The sequence below is a fragment of the Streptomyces griseochromogenes genome (assembly GCF_001542625.1).
In the GTDB taxonomy this organism is placed as follows: domain Bacteria; phylum Actinomycetota; class Actinomycetes; order Streptomycetales; family Streptomycetaceae; genus Streptomyces; species Streptomyces griseochromogenes.
In genome coordinates this window covers 9,772,877-9,793,417 of the sequence record NZ_CP016279.1, presented here as the reverse complement: position 1 = coordinate 9,793,417, position 20,541 = coordinate 9,772,877, and the positions used below count along the sequence as shown (strand labels likewise).

The window sequence follows — 20,541 nt, the reverse complement described above, 5'->3', positions numbered from 1 at the left end:
GCTTCTACGCCTCTTCCAGGGCCGCCGCGTCCAGGGCGGTCGTGAGCCGGTCCAGGCGTTCGCGCAGCTCGCCGATCTCGGCCGGGTCGAAGCCCGTCGCCGCCAGGATGCGGCGCGGCACCTGCAGGGCCCGCTCGCGCAGCGCCGCGCCCTCCTCGGTGAGCCGCACCTGCACCGAACGCTCGTCCTCCAGGCTGCGTTCGCGCCGGACGAGACCGGCTCCCTCCAGCCGCTTGACCAGCGGGGAGAGCGTGCCGGAGTCGAGGCGCAGATGCTCGCCCAGCTTCTTGACCGGCAGGTCGCCCTGCTCCCACAGCACCAGCATCACCAGGTACTGCGGATAGGTGAGCCCGAGGTCCTTGAGGATCACGCGGTAGACGCCGTTGAAGGCGCGGGACGCGGCGTGCAGCGAGAAGCAGATCTGGCGGTCCAGACGGAGCCAGTCCGCCTCGGGGGCAGGGGTCTGGGTGGCGGTCATGGCTCAAGGATAGCTCCGGCAAGTCATTTAGTTGTGCGCAACTGAATCGTGTGCTCTACTTGTGGTCGTGAGGGCGGCCGGACAGGAGCCGCCGGATCGCAGATGACTCCGAGAGGGATGGTCTTCATGGACGCGCTCTACACCGCTGTCGCCACCGCCACCCATGGCCGCGACGGTCGTGCCGTCTCCTCCGACGGCAAGATCGACCTCAAGCTGGCCCCGCCGGTGGAGCTGGGCGGCAACGGCGAGGGCACCAACCCCGAGCAGCTCTTCGCCGCCGGCTACGCCGCCTGCTTCGGCAGCGCCCTCGGCCTCGTCGGCCGCCAGGCGAAGGTGGACGTCAGCGACGCCGCGGTGACCGCAGAGGTCGGCATCGGCAAGCAGGGCGAAGGCTTCGGCCTGAAGGTGACGCTGCGCATCGAGCTGCCCGAGAACGTGGACGAGGCGACCGGCCGCAAGCTGGTCGAGACCGCCCACCAGGTCTGCCCGTACTCCAACGCCACCCGCGGCAACATCGAGGTCGACCTCGTCGTCGAGTAAGCGCTCGGCGCACACACGACGTCATGGGTGACCTGCCGGCCTCACATGGAGGCCAGCAGGTCGTCCGCGACGGTCTGGCCGGGGATCCGCACGGTGCCCGGCTCGGCGGCGGGCATCGGCTCGCCGAGCAGCAGCGTCCGTACGACCCGCTCGGCAGCCCGCCCGTCGTCGTACGTGCAGAACCGCGCCCGGAAGTCCGCCCTCAGCCGCGTGGACTCCTCGTCCCGCCACGAGCCGGACGCGAACAGCCACGCCAGCTCCCGGTAGGACCGTGAGACATGGCCCGGCGCCTCCGCGGTGATGTCGAGGTAGGCGCCCCGGCTCGCCGTGTACGCGGCCCAGTCGTCGGCGTGGACCACGATGGGCCGGTCCAGGTTGGCGTAGTCGAACATCAGCGCCGAGTAGTCGGTGATCAGCGCGTCCGAGGCGAGCATCACCTCCTCGACGTGCGGCTCGTCCGTCGCGTCGACCACGATCCCGCGACGGGCCAGTTCGGTCAGCCCCAGGCCGCGCGCGGGACCGGTCGCCAGTGTCGGGTGCAGCCGGACCACCAGGGTGTGGCCCTCGCCGAGATCGGCCGCGAACCGGACAAGGTCGATCCGGTCCACGTGTCCGCCCCGGCGGTAGTCCCGGCGGGTCGGCGCGTACAGCACCACCGTGTGGTCCTCGGGGATGCCGTGGCGCAGCCGGAAGCCGAGGCCGGCCCGGTCACCGGCGCCGACCAGCACGTCGTTGCGCGGGCTGCCGGTGCGCACCGAGGCGAAGTGGCAGGGGTAGGCCCGCTCCCAGACCAGCTCCGAGTGGTGGTTGGCGACCAGGCTGTAGTCCCAGCGGTCGGCCCGGCGCAGCATCTGCGGCACGTCGAAGCCGAGCCGGGCGCCTGGCTTGTCCAGCAGGTCGGCGCCCATGTACTTCAGCGGGGTGCCCTGGTGGGTGTGCACATGCACGCTGCCGAGCCGTTTGACCAGCGAGCCGGGCCAGTTGACGTCGTTGACGAAGAACGCCGCCCGCGCGGTGACCTCCAGATAGCGCCGGGAGCCCACGATCACGTGCTCGACGCCCGGCGGCAGCCGCTCGGCGGTCTCCTCGTCCCGCACCACCCACACCCCGCGCAGCCGCGGGGCGATCTCGGCCGCCTTGCGGTACACGGCCGCCGGGTCGCCGAGCACGCCCCGGTGCGAGGACGCCGAGTACACCACCAGCTGCGGGTCCAGCGGCAGGCGTGCGTGCAGCCGCGCCCAGCCGCGCCGGGCCCGTGCGGCGGCCGTCTGCCGCGTCCTCAGCGCCCGCCGCCCGGCCTCCCGGCCGGCCGGTGCGGCCTGCCGCTGCAGCCGGTACCTGGCGTAGCCGCCCTCCAGCAGGGCGACCTCACCGTCCACGAGCGCGCCCTCGGGCCTGTGCCGGTGGAACATCTCCGCCGTACGCCGGAAGAACTCGGCCTTGTCCGCGGGCGGCAGCCGGTCCGGCTTGGCGAGGATGTCCAGACAGTGCTCGCCCATCTTGCGGTGCAGATACGGCCGCCAGCTCCACAGCCGCTCGTGCCGGTCCACGAAGGCGAAGACCCGCTCGTACTGGTCGTGGATGTCGAAGTGCTTGCGGCTGGTGGTGGACAGGATGTTGCCCTGCCTGCGCTGCCGGTAGTTCAGGCAGATCCGGTCCAGGGCGGCGATCCGGCGGGCGCTGAGCATGACCGGGAAGGTCCAGGGGGTGTCCTCGTAGTATCCCGGCGGGAACTCGAAGCCGTGCTCCTCGACGAAGTCGCGTCGGTAGACCTTGTTCCACACCACCATCAGCAGGTCCAGGATCTGCGGCCGGTCGGCGACCGTGAAGGTGTCCGCGCCGGCCTCGGCGAGCACATGGGCGAGCACATTGCGCCGGGTGCCGCCCCACCAGTAGGTGCGCGCGTAGTCGAAGACCAGGACGTCCGGGTCACCCGACTCCGTCAGCCGGTCGGCCATGGCGCGCAGCGCGCCCGGGGTGAGCGTGTCGTCGCTGTCCAGGAAGAACAGGTAGTCACCGGTGGCGTGCGGCAGCCCGGCGTTGCGGGCCCGGCCGAGGCCGGCGTTCTGCGGCAGGTGCAGCACCTTCACCCGTGGGTCGCGCCCGGCGTACTCGTCCAGGATCGCGCCGCTGCCGTCCGGCGAGCAGTCGTCCACGGCGATCACTTCGAAGTCGTTGAAGGACTGCAGCAGCACCGAGTCGAGGCACTCGCGCAGGAAGCCCTGCACCTTGAAGCAGGGGACGATGACACTGAAGCGGGGCACGGCGGGTCAGCTCCTTGCGAGGGTCGCGGCGGCGGGGGCGGGGATGCGCTCCGCGAGCGGGATCACCGGCGGGATCGCCTCCGGCGGCTCGCCGAGCAGCACCCGCCGTACGACGCGCTCGGCGGCCCGCCCGTCGTCGAACTGGCAGAACCGCTTGCGGAACGCGGCCCGCAGGGCCTTGGCCTCGGGCCCCGCGTACGAGCCGTCGCGGAAGACGCGGGCCAGTTCCTCGGGGGTGCGCACGACCGGTCCCGGCGGCTCGGTCATCAGGTCGAAGTAGACGCCCCGCGTCTCCTGGTAGACGTCCCAGTCGTCGGCGTACACGACGATGGGCCGGTCCAGGTTCGCATAGTCGAACATGATGGAGGAGTAGTCGGTGACCAGCGCGTCCGCCGCCAGGCACACGTCCTCCGAGGAGCGGTGGGCGGTGACGTCGATGACGCGGCCTCGGCCCCGGGCGGCCCGCCCCCGGTCGTAGAAGTAGTGGGCGCGCAGGAGGACGACCACGTCGTCGCCGGCCGCCGCGCAGAACGCCTCCAGGTCCAGGCCGGCCTCGAAGCCGGTGTGGTGGTCGCGGTGGGTCGGCGCGTACAGCACGGCCGTCGCACCGTCCGGCACGCCCAGTTCGCGCCGGACACGCACGACGTCCTCGGCGCTCGCCGTGTAGTAGACGTCGTTGCGCGGATAGCCGTACTCCAGATGCTCGTACGAGCCGGGGAAGGCGCGCTCCCACATCTGGGTGGAGTGGCGGTTGGAGGAGAGGTTGAAGTCCCAGCGGTCCACCCGGGCCAGCAGCTTGGTGTAGCTGCCGGTCTGCGCGGCCACCACCGGGTACGTCGACTGGTCCACGCCCATCGTCTTCAGCGGGGTGCCGTGCTGGGTCTGCAGATGGACACTGCCCCGGCGCTTGACCACGCCCTCGGCGAAGTTGGCGTTGTTGATCAGATACGTGGCCCGGGCCAGCACCTCCCAGTAGCGGCGGGAGCCGATCACCGCGTACTCCACGTCCTTCGGCATCGCAGGCGCCTGGTCGGCCTCGACCAGGAACACCGGGCGGATGTGCGGGGCGAGTTCGCGGGCCTTGGCGTGGATGGCGGCCGGGTTGCAGGCGTAGCCGCGGCCCCAGTAGGCGCTGAACACAGCCAGGCCCGGATCCAGGGGGCGGCGCAGATCGAGGGCGTAGCGCAGCCGGGTGCGCAGCAGGCGCGGGCGCGGCAGGCCCTCCACGGACTTCGCCGCCCTCTGGTTGGCGCCGCGCAAGGCGCGGAACGCGGTGTACGCGCCGCTCGCCAGCAGCCGGTGCTGCACGCCCAGGCTGCCGCCCGGCGCGCGGTGGCCCACGGGCCGGTGCGCCCGGTACAGCCGGCCGGCCCGGCGGAAGAACGCCCGGTGTCCCGAGGACAGCCGCTCCGGCCGGGACGCCGTCTTCAGCACGTACGCGAACAGCTGGTCGAACAGTGCCCGGGTCCGCTCGGCGGGCAGCTTATCCGCGGCCGCCCGGGCCAGCACCAGCTCCACCTGGTCCAGCAGGGCGTGCTGGTGCGGCCCGGGCAGGTTGAGCCTGCTGCCCTGCCGGCGCAGCCGGTGCCGTACGACGACCTGGCGCAGCACCGCGATCCGCCCGGCGGCGAGCGTGGTCAGCCCGCCCCAGCCGAGGTCGGTGAAGTGGCTGTCCGGGAAGACGAGGCCGTGCTCGGTGAGGAACGCCCGGAGGTAGGCGGCGCCCCACGCCGGGAGCTGCACACCGGTCAGCTCGGGGAACCGGTCCGGGGCGAAGGCGCCCTTCGGCGCCTGTGCCAGCAGCGGGGCGGCCGGGTTGGTCGGCTCGCCCTCCCACCAGGGGGCCCGCTCGTGCTCGGCGTAGAGCACGTCGACGTCGGCGGTCTCGGTCAGCCGCGCGTCCAGCGCCGCCAGCGCGCCCGGCATGAGCAGGTCGTCACCGTCGAGGAACAGCACATACGCACCGGTCGCCGCCCGCATCCCGGCGTTGCGCGCCCCGCTCAGACCGGCGGACGGCGGTGAGTCGACCGGGGTCACCCGGCAGTCCCGCTCGGCGTATGCGGCGGCCACCGCGGCCGCCGGGGCGTCGGGAGCGTCGCAGACCGGGATCAGCTCCAGATCGCCGAAGGACTGGCCGAGGACCGAGTCCAGCGCCTGGGACAGCCGACCAGCGACCCCGTGGGACGGGACGATGATGCTGAAGCGGGGCATTCTGCTCTTTCTGTTGTCTTGCGGACGCGGCTGGGCCGCCCGGCGGGACGCCAGCTGGACGGCCGGACCGGAGTGGGCCGCGTCGTGCTGAGGGGCATGGGAACTCCCGGAAGGACCAACGCTGTTCAGCGGCTCTCGGTGACGGGGAAGGAGCCGGAAGGCTGCCGCACGGTGGCGAGCGGAGAGCGCCCGAGCGTGGAGGCGGCCGACGGCGCCGGCCTGCGCTCGGCGAGCGGGACGAACGCCGGCCGCCCCTGCGTCTCGCCCAGCACGACATGCCGTACGACGCGCTCGGCGGCGCGTCCGTCGTCGTACGGGCAGAACCGCTCCCGGAAGGCCGCGCGCAGCTGGGCGGAGCGCGAGCCGCGCCAGTGGCCGGTGGCGAAGATGTCGATCAGCTCGTCCTCGCTGCGGGCGACCGCGCCCGGCGGGAACTCGCGCACGTCGAAGTAGGTGCCCCGGGCGGCCTCGTACGCCTCCCAGTCCGCGGTGTGCACGACGATCGGGCGGTCCAGGTTGGCGTAGTCGAACATCAGCGACGAGTAGTCGGTGATCAGCGCGTCCGAGGCGAGGCAGAGGGACTCGACGCTCGGATGGGTGCTGACGTCGATGATCCGCTCGGCGCGGGAGCGGGCCAGCGGGCCGTCGTGCCAGTAGTGGGCGCGGGCCAGGATGACGAAGCGCGGGCCGAGGCGGCGCACGACGCGCTCCAGGTCGAGCGCGGAGCGCTGGGTGCGGCTGTAGTCGCGGTGGGTCGGGGCGTACAGGACCGCGACCGTGCCGTCCGGGATGCCGAGCAGGGCGCGCAGCCGGGCCACGTCGTTCGCGGTGGCCGTCTGGAAGACGTCGTTGCGCGGGTAGCCGTACTCCAGCGCGGTGTAGCCGCCGGGGTAGACGCGTTCCCAGGTCAGCGTGGTGTGGCGGTTGGCGGACAGGACGTAGTCCCACTTGTCGACGCCTTTGAGGAGCTCCTCGAAGTCCATGTCCCCGGCGGCCGCCGGGTGTTCCTGGAGATCCAGGCCCATGTGCTTGAGCGGGGTGCCGTGCTGGGTCTGGACGAAGACCTGGCCGGGGCGCTTGCGCAGCCTGCGGTCGAAATTGACGTTGTTGACGAGGTACTTGGAGCGGGCCAGCGCCGTCCAGTAGGCGGCCGTGCCCGGCCGCAGCCGGTCGGGGCCCGGCGGGAGGGTGTGCTGGTGCTCGGGGCGGGCGATCCACGCCGTGTGCACCTGCGGGGCGAACTGGCGGAACGCGGCCTCCAGCGCGCCCGGGTTGCAGCCGTGGCCGCGCCCCCAGTAGGCGGAGAAGACGGCACGGTCGGCGCGCAGCGGGAGGCGGAGCTGGATGCGGTAGTGCAGCTGGAGGGCGGCCGCCTTCAGGGCCCGGGCGAGCTTGACGGCGAGCTTGAGCGTGCGGCGGCGCGCGGTCATGGCCAGCTGCAGGGCCCGGTAGCCGCGGTGCAGGCCCAGGCGGACCAGGGTGTGCCGCAGCCGGGTGCGCAGCGGGACGGGCGCTCCCGGGGTGCGGTAGAGGCGGTAGTGGGCGCGGGCCTTGCGCAGGAACTCGGCGCGGGCGCCGGGCGGCAGGCGGTCCTTCTTGCTGAAGATCGTCGTGAAGTGGTCGACCATGCGGCGGAACAGCAGCGGGCGCCACCGCGCCAGTTCGGGGCGCTGGTCGACGAACGCGAAGACACGGTCGTACTGATCGAAGACGTCGAAGTGCTTGCGGCTGGTGGTGCCGAGGATGTTGCCCTGTCGGCGCTGCCGGTAGTGGACGCACACCCGGTCGAGGGTGGAGATCGAGTCGGCGGCCATCAGTACCGGATAGGTCCAGGGCGTGTCCTCGTAGTAGCCGGTCGGGAACCGGAAGCCCTGCTGCTCGACGAACTCCCGCCGGTGGACCTTGTTCCAGGCGACCATCAGCACCCGCAGCAGCCCCGGGCGGTCCTTCAGGCGGAACGGCGCGGGGCCTTGCTGGGTCAGGTGGCCGGCGAACTGGTTGCGGGCCGTCTCGCCGTTCCAGTAGGTGCGCGCGTAGTCGAAGACCAGGACGTCCGGCTCGCCGGTCTCCTTGATCCGGTCGGCGATCGCGCGCAGGGCGCCCGGCGCGAGGGTGTCGTCGCTGTCCAGGAAGAGCAGGTAGTCGCCCGTCGCCTCGGCCATGCCCGCGTTGCGGGCGCGGCCGAGACCCTGGTTCTCCGGCAGGTGTACGGCCTTCACGCGTACGTCGCGGGCCGCGTACTCGTCGACGATCGCACCGCAGGCATCCGGTGAGCAGTCGTCCACGGCGATCAGTTCGAGATCGGGGTACGACTGCGAGAGCACGGAATCCAGGCACTCGGACAGGTACGCCTGGACCATGTACGCGGGGACAATGACACTGAACCTGGGCAAGGGGACATCCATGGGTCGGTCGGCGCGGGCGTTCTGCCCGGGAACGGCCGATGGAGTGACTTGGTTACGGTTCGTACGGCATGTGGGGGACGTCGGGTGAACGGGAAGGGGCGGGCCCTTGAAGACCCGCCCCTCGAAAAGTGTCCTCTTTGTTACTACTTGACCGCGCCCGCCATCACCCCGGACACGAACTGCCGCTGGAACGCGAAGAACACGACCAGCGGGATCACCATCGAGATGAACGCGCCGGGTGCCAGCACGTCGATGTTGTTCCCGAACTGCCGTACCTGCGTCTGCAGGGCGACCGTGATCGGCTGGGAGTCGGACTTGGTGAACACCAGCGCGACCAGCATGTCGTTCCACACCCACAGGAACTGGAAGATGCCGAGGCTCGCGATCGCGGGCCCGCCGAGCGGCATCACCACCCGTACGAACAGACGCAGTTCACCGGCGCCGTCGAGACGGGCCGCCTCCAGGAGCTCTCTGGGGATCTCCGCGAAGAAGTTCCGCAGCAGGAACACCGCGAACGGCAGACCGAAGCCCACGTGGAAGAGGACCACCCCGAAGATGCTCCCGAACAGACCGATCTTGCCGAACAGTTCGGCGATCGGGATCAGCGCCACCTGCACCGGCACCACCAGCAGACTGACCACGCCGAGGAACCACCAGTCCCGGCCCGGGAACTCCATCCACGCGAACGCGTAGCCGGCCAGCGAGCCGATCACCACGACCAGGAGCGTCGCCGGGACCGTGATCAGCACGGTGTTGACCAGGGAGTTGGTGATGTCACTGTTCTCCAGCAGCTTCTGGTAGCTGTCGAAGGTCAGCTGGGACGGCTGGGAGAACACCTTCCACCAGCCGCTCGCGCTCATGTCCTCCGGTGCGCGCAGTGAGGAGATGAGCAGGCCGATGGTCGGTACCAGCCAGAACAGGCCCACCAGGATGAGGAACACGCGGACCAGGCCGCCGCCGAGCTTCTCGGTGATCCTCGAACCGAGCGACTGCCGGGCCTTCACCGTCATGTCGTCGGGTGCCGGCTTCCCGATGCTTCCGGCAGCGGTCGTCATCGCCGCACCTCCCGCCGCAGCCTGCGAATGTTGAACAGCATCACGGGGATCACGAGCAGCAGCAGGAACACCGCGATGGCGCTCGCGATGCCCGGCCGGCCCTCCGAGAAGCCCTTGCGGTACAGCTCCAGGGCCAGCACGTTCGCGTCGTCCTGGGAGGAGCCCGGCGCGATGATGTAGACGAGGTCGAACACCTTCAGCACATTGATCATCAGCGTGACGGTGACGACCGCGAGGACCGGTGCGAGCAGCGGCACGGTGATCCGGCGGAACACCTGCCACTCGCCGGCGCCGTCGACCCGTGCCGCCTCCAGCAGTTCCCGGGGCACGCCCGCGAGTCCGGCCGCGATCAGCACCATCGCGAAGCCCGCCCACATCCATACGTACGACCCGATGATGGCCGGGGTGACCAGCGCCGGGCCGAGCCAGTCGACGCCGTTGTACGGCTCCTTGAAGTTGCTCGCGGGAAGCCGCAGCCGGGTGCCGTCCGCCTTGGCGGGCAGGGTGAAAGTGCCGTCGGAGGCCGCCTTCGCCGAAGCCACCACCTGGCCGGCCGTGTCGACCGCCTCGATCCGCATCCCGGCGTAGCCCAGCTCGGACGGGTCGGGCGCGCCGAGCCTGCCGACGCCCTTGCCGCGGGTGAAGTCCTGCCAGGTGGTGCCGGTGATCTTCCCCGGCTCCGGCTCGGCGGCCACGGCCTTCTTCGCGCTGTCGGGCATCTGGTCGGGTGCGACGCCCACGAGCGGGAGCGTGACGGCCCGGCCGGTGTGCACCGTGGACGTGGTGATGAAACCGCCCCCGTCCGGCTTCAGGGGGGAGTTCCGGCCCGGGTGCGCCTTCGGGAACGCCGACGACTGCGCGAAGGTGTCGTGCACGCCCACCCACACCGCGTTGGCGACGCCCTTGTTCGGGTCCTGGTCGTACACCAGCCGGAAGATGATCCCGGCGGCCAGCATCGAGATCGCCATCGGCATGAAGACGACCAGCTTGAACGCGGTGCCCCAGCGCACCCGTTCGGTCAGCACCGCGAAGATCAGGCCGAGCGCGGTGGAGACCGTGGGTGCGAACACCACCCAGATGATGTTGTTCTTCAGCGCGGTCCGGATGCCGTCGTCGGTGAACAGCGCCTTGTAGTTGTCGAAGCCGGCGAAGCCGTCGCCGGAGGCGTTGTAGAAGCTGCGGACGACCGAGTACCCGATCGGGTAGACCACGAGCGCGCCGAGCAGCACCAGGGCCGGCAGCAGGAAGAGGACTGCCACGGCCTTGCGGGTGCCGGTCACGCTCTTGCGGCTCTTCGGCGCGGCGGGGCCCGGTGGGGCCCCGGCCGCCGCTGCCGATGCCATGGCCGGATCAGCTCCCGTTCCCGTAGGCCGCCGCCGCGTCCTTCTCCAGCTGTGCCTGGGTGCCCGCCACGTCCTTCGGGTTCTTCAGGAAGTCCTGCAGGTCTTTCCACTCGCCCTTGCCGGGGGTGCCGCCGAAGGCCTGCGGGGCCTGGTCGGACATGTCGAAGCGGAAGGCGTCGCCGGACGCGATCAGCGCCTTGGCGATGGTCTGCTGGACCGCGTTCGGGTAGGCCGAGACCGGCACGTTCTTGTTCGGCGAGAGATAGCCGCCGAGCTTGGCCTGGATGGTCGCCGCGTCCGGGGAGGCCAGGAACGTCGCCAGCGCCTGCGCGGCCTTGGAGTCCTTCAGGATCACGGCCGCGTCACCGCCGGAGACCACCGGCGCGGCCGGACCCACCGCCGGGAACGGGAACACCTTCGCGTCCGTGCCCACCTTCGCCTTGGTGTCGCCGATGTTGACCTGCGCGAAGTCGCCCTCGTAGACCATCGCCGCCTTCGGCTGGGCACCGCCGGTGAAGGTCTGGGTGACCGAGGCCGGGAACTCGGTCTGCAGGGCGCCGTCCGCGCCGCCCGCCACATAGTCCTTCCTGCCCCAGATCTGGGCCAGCGTGGTCAGGGCCTGCTTCACCGACGGATCGGTCCACTTGATCTTGTGCTGGGCGAGCTGGTCGTACTTCTCCGGGCCGGCCTGGGACAGATAGACGTTCTCGAACCAGTCCGTCAGCGTCCAGCCGTCGGCGCCGCCGACCGAGAACGGAGTGACGCCGGAGTCGTACACGTCCTGCGCCGCCTTCAGCAGCTCCTGCCAGCTCTTGGGCGCTTTGGCGTTCGCGTTCTCGAACGCCTTGGCGTTGTACCAGATCAGCGACTTGTTGGCGGCCTTGTAGTAGACGCCGTACTGCTTGCCGCCGACCTTGCCGATGTCCTGCCAGCCCTGCGAGTAGTTCTTCCGCAGCTCCTTGAGCGCGTCCGGGCCGAGCGGCTTGGCCCACTTCTTGTCCACGGCCTGCTTGATCGCCCCGGGCTGCGGCAGCAGCGCGATGTCCGGCGGCTGACCGCCCGCGATCTTCGAGCCGAGGAAGTTGATGATCGGGTCCTGGGCGGGCACGAACGTCACCTTCGCACCGGTGCGCTTCTCGAACTCCGCGAGGACCTTCTTGAAGTTCTTCTGCTCGGTGCCGGTCCAGACGGCGGCGACCTCCAGGCTCGCGCCGTTCAGCTTCGGCAGGCTGAGCGTGGAGCCCGGGGCGGTGGCCCCGCTGCTCGTGCCGCCGTCGTCCTTCTTCTTGTCCTTGGTGTCGCTGCTGGAGCAGGCGGTGAGCGCGAGGGCTCCCGCGAGCAGCGCGGCGAGTGTGGAGACGGCCCTGTTTGTCCGGATCGTGTTGCTGTTGCCACGCATCACTTCCCCGTTCGTCGTTCTCCGTCGAACTCAGAAGACTGTCCGTGCGCTCCGGTGTACGCCGGGCTGTGCAGGGGCGGCAAGAGCACCTGCGCCGTCCGGCGGCCCATCGTGACCGGCTCGTGATCAGGGACGTATGCGTACCGATTCCGGCTGATTCCGGCTAGAGGAGCGAGGGCACCTCCGCCGCGGCGACCTCGCGGGCCGCGCGCTCCACCGCGCTGGCGAGGAGGGCCAGGTCGGTGGGGCCGTTGCCCAGTTCGCGGACGGGACGGCGGGCCGGCGGGTCGCCCATGCGCTGCCACTCCAGCGGGACGACCGTGGGCCGCTGGGTCGCGGTGCGCGGGATACGGCCCGTCACCCGGCCGCTCTGGAAGGCGACGGCCCGCCCGTCCGGGTACGTCAGCCCGCCGCGTCCCGGTGCGGGCTCGTCCGGCCCGGCGGTCGGGGCGTCCAGCACGATGCGCAGTGTGGCTCTCCTGGCCGGCTCCGTCTCGGCCGTACGGCCGCCGGTGCCGGCCGCCGCCACCAGGTGCACGCCGAGCCGTTCGCCCTCCCTGGCCACCGCCTCCAGCGCCCGCATCACCGATCCGGCGGCGGGCCGGCCCGGTGAGCCGAGCGCGGGGGAGACCAGCGCGTCCAGATCGTCCACGACCACGACGAGCCGGGGCAGCGGCGGCGCGGCCTCGGTGCGCTGCCGTGCGCCGGCGCCGGGCCGCAGCCGCAGCGTGGAGCTGGGCGGCGCCTCTATGTCGCCGGTCCCCGATGCGGTCGGCCGGCCGCTCGGGGCGCGCTGGGCGACGATACGGCCCGACACCTCGCGACCGGCGTGCCACTGGGCGAAGTCCGTGCGCCCGACCAGTTCCGTGCGCCGCTTGAGCTCGGCGCTCAGCGACTGTGCGAACTCCCGCATGCGGACCGGGTCGTTGGCGATGAGGTGGGTCGTCACATGGGGTATGTCCGTACAGACCCGAAGCCCCTCACCGTGCCCCGCGCCCGTGCCGACGCCGTCCCGGCCGTCTATCAGCACCATGCCGAGCCGGTCGGGCCGCTCGGCCGCGGCCAGCGAGGCGACCACCGCGCGCAGCAGCTCCGTACGACCGCTGCCGGCCGGCCCCTCGATCAGCAGGTGCGGTCCGTCCGCCACCAGGTCGGCGGTGAGCGGGCCGCGCGGCCCGGCACCGAGCACCGCCCGGGCCCGCCCGCCCAGCGACTCGGTGTCGTCGGCCGCGTCCGCCCAGCGGGCCATCAGCGAGGCAGGGGTGGCCCGGGCCAGTCCCAGCTCGTCCAGCAGACGTGCCGACTGGGGCAGCGGCGTGGCCACGCGTGCCCGCTCGCCGACGGGGCCGTCGGGGCGCAGCGGCGCGAGCGCCCGCGCGAACCGCTCCGCCCAGGCGGGGGAGACGGCGTCGACTGCGGCGAGCGCACCGGGGCCGAGGGGACCGCCGGGCGCGACCCGCATCAGATGCAGGGTGCCGGAGACGTCACCACTGAGCAGCGCGACGGCCCCGCAGTGCCGGAAGGTGGGCGCGACCGCGCAGGCCGCCTCGTAGGTCTGCGCCACCGGGGAGGCCGGGGTGGCGGACGCGGTCTCGGCGAGGCACAGCACATGGATCCCGGCCCGCGGCCCGGCCACGGCCAGCCGTGCCACGGCCTCCCGCAGGGCGGCACCGCCCGGATCCCCGTCCACGACCACCACGGTGTACGGCCCCGGAAACCCGCCCGGGCCGTCCAGCTCGGCGCCCTCCCGGGCCCAGGAGGGACGGCGGGCGCAAGCCCGCTGGGGGGAGCCGGCGGCGGTGTCGGCCCGGGGCGCGGGGACGGCCGGGCCGTCGGGTGCGGGCCAGGGCGCGGTGCCGGACGCCGGGTCCGCGGGCAGGGGAGCCGGTGTGTCCGCCGGAGGCGTCAGGGGCGAGGCCGGCTGGGCCGTGCCGCGGCCCGATGCGGCGTACTCCTCCACGCGGCGCAGGAGTTCTTCCGCGCGGGCCGCCGCCTGTTCGCGGTCGTAGGCCAGCAGGAGGCGGCAGTCCTGGCTGTGGCCCGGCCGGACGTGGGGCAGCCATCCCAGCCAGGACCACTCGGCCGTGCGCTCCTCCTCCGGGCGGGCGCGGTCCGCGCTGATCAGCACGATCTCCAGCAGGTCCGGCGAGTGCAGCGTGGCCAGCTGGGCCAGTACCGCGCGGGCCAGCCCGGACAGCCGGGGGCGTGGGCCGGCCAGGCCGAGCGCGCCCGCCTCGCGCAGCGCGGCGGTCACCGGCACGGCGGGCAGCACGCCCGAGCCGTCCGGCGCGCTCCGGTCGGCCGTGCCGAGCCGCACGGTCAGCGCCTCCGGGTGCCCCGGCCCGCGCTCCCAGAGCCGGGGGCCGGGACCCAGCGCGGTCAGCAGCAGCGCGGCCGGGTCGGGCCAGGCCTCGGGCTGCTGCGGGACACCGGCCACCAGTGTGTCGGCCGGATGCGCGGCCGCACCTCCGTACGCCTCCGGTCCGGCGGCCGGCTGCTCCGCGCGCCCGCCGGTCAGCCGCCGGGCCCACGCGCCGAGCCCGCCGCGCCGACGGGCACCCTGAGGAATGTCGGTGCCCCGCAGGGGCGTGCCCTTGCGGTTGCCGCCGCCGTCCGGGTCCGTACCGGAAGGGGCATGGCCCGGTGCCTGACCATGCGACGTCGTACCGGCGTGGCCGTCTTCGCGCACACCCTCCGGGCCGCCGACGCCGAAGCGCCCCGCATGCGTGTCCCCGCCGCGGGGAGCCGGACCGGGCATCCCGGGTGCGGGCGGCGCACCGCCAGGACCGCGCACCACGCGGCGGCTCGCGCCCTTGGCCCCATGGCCGGAAGCCGGGCCCGGTGCCCCGGTGTCTCCGCCTCGTCTCTCGATCCTCGGCGCTCCGCCCTGGCCCGGTACCGACGGCTGGTCCCCGGGCCGGTGCCGCTGAGTCCCTGTGCCGCCGCCCGAGGAACCCCAGCTCGCCGTGCCGTACGCGTGATGCGTGGGCCCGCAGGGGCCCTGGCCGCTCACGTCCGGGGCGGGCTCCCCGCGCGCCTGCCCGGCGGTGCCCGCCGCACCGGCCCCGGCGTCCGCACCCGCGGCGGCCGCCCCGGCACCGGGCATCGGATCGCCCCCGGGGCCGCCTGCCGCTCCCGGCCCGTCGGCCTCCCCGGCCCCCAGGGAGACGCGCACGCACCCCTCCCCGTCCGGCACCGCCCGCACCCGCGCCCCGGGACCGGCGGACGGCGTCACCCGCAGGGCGGACTCGCCGATCCTCAGCAGCGCGCCCGGAGGGAACCGCACCGGGTGGTCGGCCACGCGCGCGCCGTCCAGCGCCGTGCCGTTCGTGGAGCCGAGGTCCGTCACCGAGACGCGGCCGTCGGCGTCGACCGTGACCGCGCAGTGGAGGCGGGAGACGTCCGGGTCGTCCAGCGGGACGTCGGCGTCGGCGGACCGGCCGACCGTGATCCGGCCACCGTGCAGCAGATGGACCCCGCCGGCGTCCGGACCCGCGACCACATGCAGCTGGGTCGGGGCGTCGTCCAGCTCGGGATGCGGCTCGGGGGCGGCCGGGGCGCCCAGGGACAGCACGGCGCCGTCGACCAGGGGAGGCTCGCCGAGGGTGCGGCGGCGGGCGTCCAGCCGCTCGGCGCCCGCGTACAGCACGACCGCCGCGCCGCTGGACTCCCGGCCGGCGCCGCTCTCTCCGGTGACCGCCGCGGCCAGCGCCGACGCGACCGCGGCCAGGTCCGTGCCCGCGGGAGCCGTCACCAGTACGTCGCGGCTCGCGACACGCCCCCGCTGCACGGACGGGCCCAGCGGGTCTACGACGGTCAGCCGGATCTGCATCGCCGTCAGCGGTCCCTTCTGCCCGGGCGCGGACATCCCCCACCCCGCACGAGCACGTCGGCCAGTACTGCACGCATCCTCGCACCTGTCACTGACAACGCGCCCACGACCCGGTGCCAAGTGATCTTGATTGGTCAGCTCTGCCCCCAAAAGTGCCTGACCGATAACGCATCGATGATCAGTTGAGATCGGTCACGTCCGGCCCGCGGCAACCAGGAGACCGAGGTGAGCGTCTTTCCTTCGAACCTGGCCGTGAACCCGGACATGAGCCCGGACATGAACCCGCACCGACATGGCCGGGGAGGACCGGCGAACATCGTCGGGAACGCATACGTAGTGCCTTGTGGAGCGGCACTACAGTGGGTCGGAACATCGAAATGCAGGCAAGTAAGCAGCAGCGAACAGCAGGGAGCGCGTGACGTGCGGCCAGTCGGCAGCAAGTACCTGCTCGAGGAGCCGCTCGGACGCGGCGCCACGGGCACCGTCTGGCGTGCCCGCCAGCGCGAGACCGCGGGCGCCGAGGCGGCCGTGGCCGGCCAGCCCGGCGAGACGGTCGCGATCAAGGTCCTGAAGGAGGAGCTGGCCGGCGACCCGGACATCGTGATGCGCTTCCTGCGCGAACGGTCCGTCCTGCTCCGGCTCACCCACCCGAACGTCGTCCGGGTGCGCGACCTGGTCGTCGAGGGCGATCTGCTGGCCCTGGTCATGGACCTCGTCGACGGCCCCGACCTGCACCGCTACCTGCGCCAGAACGGCCCCTTCACCCCGGTCGCCGCCGCGCTGCTGACCGCGCAGATCGCCGACGCCCTCGCCGCGAGCCACGCCGACGGCGTCGTCCACCGCGACCTGAAGCCCGCCAACGTCCTGCTGCGGCAGGACGACGGCCAGATGCACCCGATGCTGACCGACTTCGGCATCGCCCGCCTCGCCGACTCCCCGGGCCTGACCCGCACCCACGAGTTCGTCGGCACGCCCGCGTACGTGGCGCCGGAGTCCGCCGAGGGCCGCCCGCAGACCTCCGCCGTCGACATCTACGGCGCCGGCATCCTGCTGTACGAGCTGGTCACCGGCCACCCGCCGTTCTCCGGCGGCACCGCCCTCGAAGTCCTGCACCAGCACCTGAGCGCCGAGCCGCGCCGCCCCTCCACCGTCCCCGACCCGCTGTGGACGGTCATAGAGCGCTGCATGCGCAAGAGCCCCGAGGAGCGGCCCAGCGCCGAGAACCTCGCGCGCGGCCTGCGCGTGGTGGCCGAGGGCATCGGTGTGCACGCCAACGCCGCCCAGATCGCCGCCGCCGAGGGCGTGGGCGCGCTGCTGGCCCCCGACCCGGCCCCGGCCGCCGTCCCGGGTGTGCCCGGCGCCGCCGACCCCACGCAGGTACTGCCGACGAACGCGCCGCAGGGGGCGTACGGCCAGCACGATCCCAATGCGGCGACCAGCTTCCTGCCGCACACCGGCGGCCCCGTCGGCGCCGCCGACCCCACCGCCGTCCTGCCGAACACCGGAGCGGCGGACCCCACGGCGGTCATGCCGCCGATGCCCCAGGGACAGCCGGGCCAGCAGCCCGACCAGCCGCACCCCTGGCAGAACCAGCTGCGCGCCGCACGGGACCGCAACGAGCAGACGCAGATCCAGTACCTCGACCCCGACGAGGACCCGCTGCGCCGCCGCCCCCAGCGGCAGGTCGCCCGGCCCCAGCAGCAGCCGCGCCAGGCCCCGCAGGCGCGCTCGCAGCGTCCGCAGCCGCGCGGACAGCAGCATGCGCCGGCCGGATACGGCTATCCACAGCAGCAGCCGCAGCAGCCCCAGCAGCCCCAGCGGTACGCGCCGCCCGCCCCGGAGCCGCAGCGGCCCGCGCGCGAGCCGAGGGCGCCGCGGCAGCGCAGCGCCAATCCGATGAAGATCCCCGGGCTCGGCTGCCTGAAGGGCTGCCTGTTCACGATCGTCATCCTGATCGTCGTGAGCTGGATGGTGTGGGAGTGGACCCCGCTGCACACCTGGGTCGGCGAGGGCAAGAGCTACTGGCACGAGGTGAAGGACCTGGTGGGTTCGGTGAGCCACTGGGTCAGGAAACTGGACAAGTCCTCCGGTGGCGGCAACTGATCGCCGGTCCGGGTGATCACCGGTTTAGGTATTTGTCGACATCTGACGGGTGATTTCCGTCTCCGCGGTGAAGGTTGGCTCCTCGGACGCGTAGTTTTAGCGACAACACGCGTCAGTAGGAGCAGCCTTGGCACGGAAGATCGGCAGCCGGTACACCGCCAACCAGATCCTGGGGCGGGGCAGCGCCGGCACGGTGTGGCTGGGCGAGGGGCCGGAGGGTCCCGTCGCCGTCAAGCTGCTGCGCGAGGATCTCGCGTCCGACCAGGAGCTCGTCGGACGGTTCGTCCAGGAGCGCACCGCGCTGCTCGGCCTGGAACACCCGAACATCGTCTCGGTGCGCGACCTGGTGGTCGACGGCAACGACCTGGCTCTCGTCATGGACCTGGTGCGCGGGACCGATCTGCGCACCCGGCTGGAGCGTGAGCGCAGGCTCGCACCCGAGGCGGCCGTGGCGATCGTCGCGGACGTCGCCGACGGGCTCGCGGCGGCCCACGCGGCCGGGGTCGTACACCGGGACGTGAAGCCCGAGAACGTCCTGCTGGACATGCAGGGACCGCTCGGCCCGGGCGGCTCGCATCCCGCGCTGCTCACCGACTTCGGCGTCGCCAAGCTGATCGACTCGCCGAAGCGGACACGGGCCACGAAGATCATCGGTACGCCCGACTATCTGGCCCCGGAGATCGTCGAGGGGCTGCCCCCGCGGGCCGCCGTGGACATCTACGCCCTGGCCACGGTCCTGTACGAGCTGCTCGCGGGCTTCACTCCCTTCGGCGGCGGCCACCCCGGTGCGGTGCTGCGGCGGCACGTCACGGAGACGGTCGTGCCGCTGCCCGGCATCCCCGACGAGCTGTGGCAGCTGATCGTGCAGTGCCTGGCCAAGGCGCCGGCGTCGCGGCTGCGCGCCTCGGAGCTCGGGGCGCGGCTGCGGGAACAGCTGCCGATGCTGGCCGGGATGCCGCCGCTGGAGGTGGACGAGCCGGAGGCGGAGTCCACCGAGGAGGGGCCGCAGGAGGCGCCGGCGCCGGCCGCGTCCGGGGAGCCCGTGCGGCGGCGTGGCGCGGTGTCCTTGGTGCCGGGGGCGAAGCCGGACTCCAATCGGGACACGCATACGTCGATGAGGGTGCCGGGGCCCGATGAGCTGGCGGGCGGGGCGCGGGGGACGGCGCGGGCGCCGAGGACGGCGGGTGCGCCGCGGCCCGGGTCGGCGCGGCATCGGGCGGCCGCCCGGCGCCGCAAGATCACGTTGGGGGTCGCCGGGGTGGTGCTGGCCGCGGCGATCGGGGTCGGTGCGTGGGCGGCGACGTCGGGGGACGACGAGCCTCCGCAGGACACCCACAGCACGTCGGGTCCCTGATCCCCCAGGGGGCTCCGCCCCCTGGGTCCCCGTCCCGCTTCGCCCACCCACCCGACTCGGTCGGCCGAGAAGCGCCCCGTCCACGCCCTCGGCCCATGCCCAAGCCCCCCACCCCCGAAGACCCCCTCGCCACCGGCCTCACAGGCCCCGGCCCCGGAAGCCGCTCCCCGCCCGGCCCTCGGCGGTCGGTGGAGCCGTTACGCTGGAGGCGTGGCAGTCGTCGATGTATCCGAAGAGCTGAAGTCCCTCTCCTCGACCATGGAGTCGATCGAGGCCGTTCTCGACCTTGACAAGATGAGGGCAGACATCGCCGTGCTCGAGGAGCAGGCGGCCGCGCCCTCCCTGTGGGACGACCCGGACGAGGCGCAGAAGATCACCAGCAAGCTCTCCCACCTCCAGGCCGAGGTCAGGAAGGCGGAGGCGCTGCGCGGCCGGATCGACGATCTCGGTGTGCTCTTCGAGATGGCCGAGGAGGAGGACGACCCGGACACCCGTGCCGAGGCCGAGTCCGAGCTGGCCGCGGTGAGGAAGTCGCTGGACGAGATGGAGGTCCGCACCCTCCTGTCCGGCGAGTACGACTCCCGTGAGGCGCTGGTCAACATCCGCGCCGAGGCCGGTGGCGTCGACGCCGCCGACTTCGCCGAGAAGCTCCAGCGCATGTACCTGCGCTGGGCCGAGCAGCGCGGCTACAAGACCGAGCTCATCGAGACGTCGTACGCCGAAGAGGCCGGCATCAAGTCGACCACCTTCTCCGTCCAGGCGCCGTACGCCTACGGCACCCTCTCCGTCGAGCAGGGCACCCACCGCCTCGTGCGCATCTCGCCCTTCGACAACCAGGGCCGCCGCCAGACCTCCTTCGCGGGCGTGGAAGTGCTTCCCGTCGTGGAGCAGTCCGACCACGTCGAGATCGACGAGAGCGACCTGCGGATCGATGTCTACCGCTCCTCCGGGCCCGGCGGACAGGGCGTCAACACCACCGACTCCGCCGTGCGCATCACCCACCTCCCCACCGGCATCGTCGTCTCCTGCCAGAACGAGCGGTCGCAGATCCAGAACAAGGCCACGGCGATGAACGTCCTCCAGGCCAAGCTGCTGGAGCGGCGCCGCCAGGAGGAGCAGGCCAAGATGGACGCCCTCAAGGGCGACGGCGGCAACTCCTGGGGCAACCAGATGCGTTCCTACGTGCTGCACCCGTACCAGATGGTCAAGGACCTGCGCACCGAGCACGAGGTCGGCAACCCCGAGTCCGTGTTCAACGGTGAGATCGACGGGTTCCTGGAGGCCGGCATTCGCTGGCGCAAGCAGCAGGAAAAGTAACTTTGTCGACATGACAACTGCCGCCCGAGTGGCGGCAGTTGTCATTTGTCTGGGTTTTACATCACACTCACAGGCTCCAAGTCCCGGCAAACGCCGCCTCATCGGACATTGCGCGCGCAATGGCCTTGACGTTGCTTTGAAAAATGGGAATGGTGAAGCGTGGCATGCGTATCTCTGGGGCGCATGTGAACCGGGGGAATGGGATGACTCGGACGTCGATTCCGGCCTGGTCAGCTACCT

The 20,541-nt window shown here is 72.4% G+C and carries 12 protein-coding genes; 4 read left to right on the top strand and 8 right to left on the bottom strand.

Annotated features, from left to right (window positions below):
- Nucleotides 1–4: 4 nt before the first annotated feature.
- Nucleotides 5–478: a MarR family winged helix-turn-helix transcriptional regulator gene (locus AVL59_RS42655; RefSeq protein WP_067315117.1), complete on the bottom strand. Its 474-nt coding sequence runs from the start codon at nt 476–478 to the stop codon at nt 5–7.
- Nucleotides 479–604: 126 nt separating this feature from the next.
- Here AVL59_RS42655 and AVL59_RS42650 point away from each other — a divergent pair, with 126 nt between their 5' ends.
- Nucleotides 605–1,018: an organic hydroperoxide resistance protein gene (locus AVL59_RS42650; protein ID WP_067318437.1), complete on the top strand. Its 414-nt coding sequence runs from the start codon at nt 605–607 to the stop codon at nt 1,016–1,018.
- 41 nt (nt 1,019–1,059) lie between these two features.
- Here the strand turns inward: AVL59_RS42650 and AVL59_RS42645 are convergent, their stop codons facing one another.
- The 7 genes from AVL59_RS42645 to AVL59_RS42615 all read right to left on the bottom strand — a co-directional run bounded on the left by AVL59_RS42645 (nt 1,060) and on the right by AVL59_RS42615 (nt 15,527).
- Nucleotides 1,060–3,282 carry a bifunctional glycosyltransferase/CDP-glycerol:glycerophosphate glycerophosphotransferase gene (locus tag AVL59_RS42645; RefSeq protein ID WP_067315115.1) on the bottom strand — a complete coding sequence of 741 codons (2,223 nt, stop codon included), beginning with the start codon at nt 3,280–3,282 and terminating at the stop codon, nt 1,060–1,062.
- Between the two features lie 6 nt (nt 3,283–3,288).
- Nucleotides 3,289–5,493: a bifunctional glycosyltransferase family 2 protein/CDP-glycerol:glycerophosphate glycerophosphotransferase gene (locus AVL59_RS42640; protein WP_067315114.1), complete on the bottom strand. Its 2,205-nt coding sequence runs from the start codon at nt 5,491–5,493 to the stop codon at nt 3,289–3,291.
- Between the two features lie 125 nt (nt 5,494–5,618).
- Entirely contained in the window at nt 5,619–7,886 is a 2,268-nt protein-coding gene (locus tag AVL59_RS42635; protein ID WP_067315112.1) for a bifunctional glycosyltransferase/CDP-glycerol:glycerophosphate glycerophosphotransferase, read from the bottom strand.
- Between the two features lie 155 nt (nt 7,887–8,041).
- Complete coding sequence (locus AVL59_RS42630) at nt 8,042–8,953, bottom strand: carbohydrate ABC transporter permease (RefSeq protein ID WP_067315110.1); 912 nt, start codon at nt 8,951–8,953, stop codon at nt 8,042–8,044.
- Nucleotides 8,950–10,296, bottom strand: a complete 1,347-nt coding sequence (locus AVL59_RS42625) for a carbohydrate ABC transporter permease (protein ID WP_079147260.1) — start codon at nt 10,294–10,296, stop codon at nt 8,950–8,952. Before AVL59_RS42625 ends, AVL59_RS42630 begins: the two co-directional genes overlap by 4 nt.
- A 7-nt stretch (nt 10,297–10,303) precedes the next feature.
- On the bottom strand, nt 10,304–11,695 hold the full coding sequence (locus AVL59_RS42620; RefSeq protein ID WP_067315108.1) for an ABC transporter substrate-binding protein: 1,392 nt from the start codon (nt 11,693–11,695) through the stop codon (nt 10,304–10,306).
- Nucleotides 11,696–11,858: 163 nt separating this feature from the next.
- On the bottom strand, nt 11,859–15,527 hold the full coding sequence (locus tag AVL59_RS42615) for an FHA domain-containing protein (RefSeq protein WP_067318434.1): 3,669 nt from the start codon (nt 15,525–15,527) through the stop codon (nt 11,859–11,861).
- Between the two features lie 420 nt (nt 15,528–15,947).
- Here AVL59_RS42615 and AVL59_RS42610 point away from each other — a divergent pair, with 420 nt between their 5' ends.
- The 3 genes from AVL59_RS42610 to prfB all read left to right on the top strand — a co-directional run bounded on the left by AVL59_RS42610 (nt 15,948) and on the right by prfB (nt 20,301).
- Nucleotides 15,948–17,630 (top strand): serine/threonine-protein kinase, encoded by a 1,683-nt coding sequence (locus tag AVL59_RS42610; RefSeq protein WP_067315106.1) that lies wholly within the window; start codon nt 15,948–15,950, stop codon nt 17,628–17,630.
- 127 nt (nt 17,631–17,757) lie between these two features.
- Nucleotides 17,758–18,984 (top strand): serine/threonine-protein kinase, encoded by a 1,227-nt coding sequence (locus AVL59_RS42605; protein WP_067315104.1) that lies wholly within the window; start codon nt 17,758–17,760, stop codon nt 18,982–18,984.
- A 210-nt stretch (nt 18,985–19,194) separates the two neighbouring features.
- Nucleotides 19,195–20,301: a peptide chain release factor 2 gene (gene prfB, locus AVL59_RS42600; RefSeq protein ID WP_067315102.1), complete on the top strand. Its 1,107-nt coding sequence runs from the start codon at nt 19,195–19,197 to the stop codon at nt 20,299–20,301.
- The last annotated feature ends 240 nt before the right edge of the window (nt 20,302–20,541 follow it).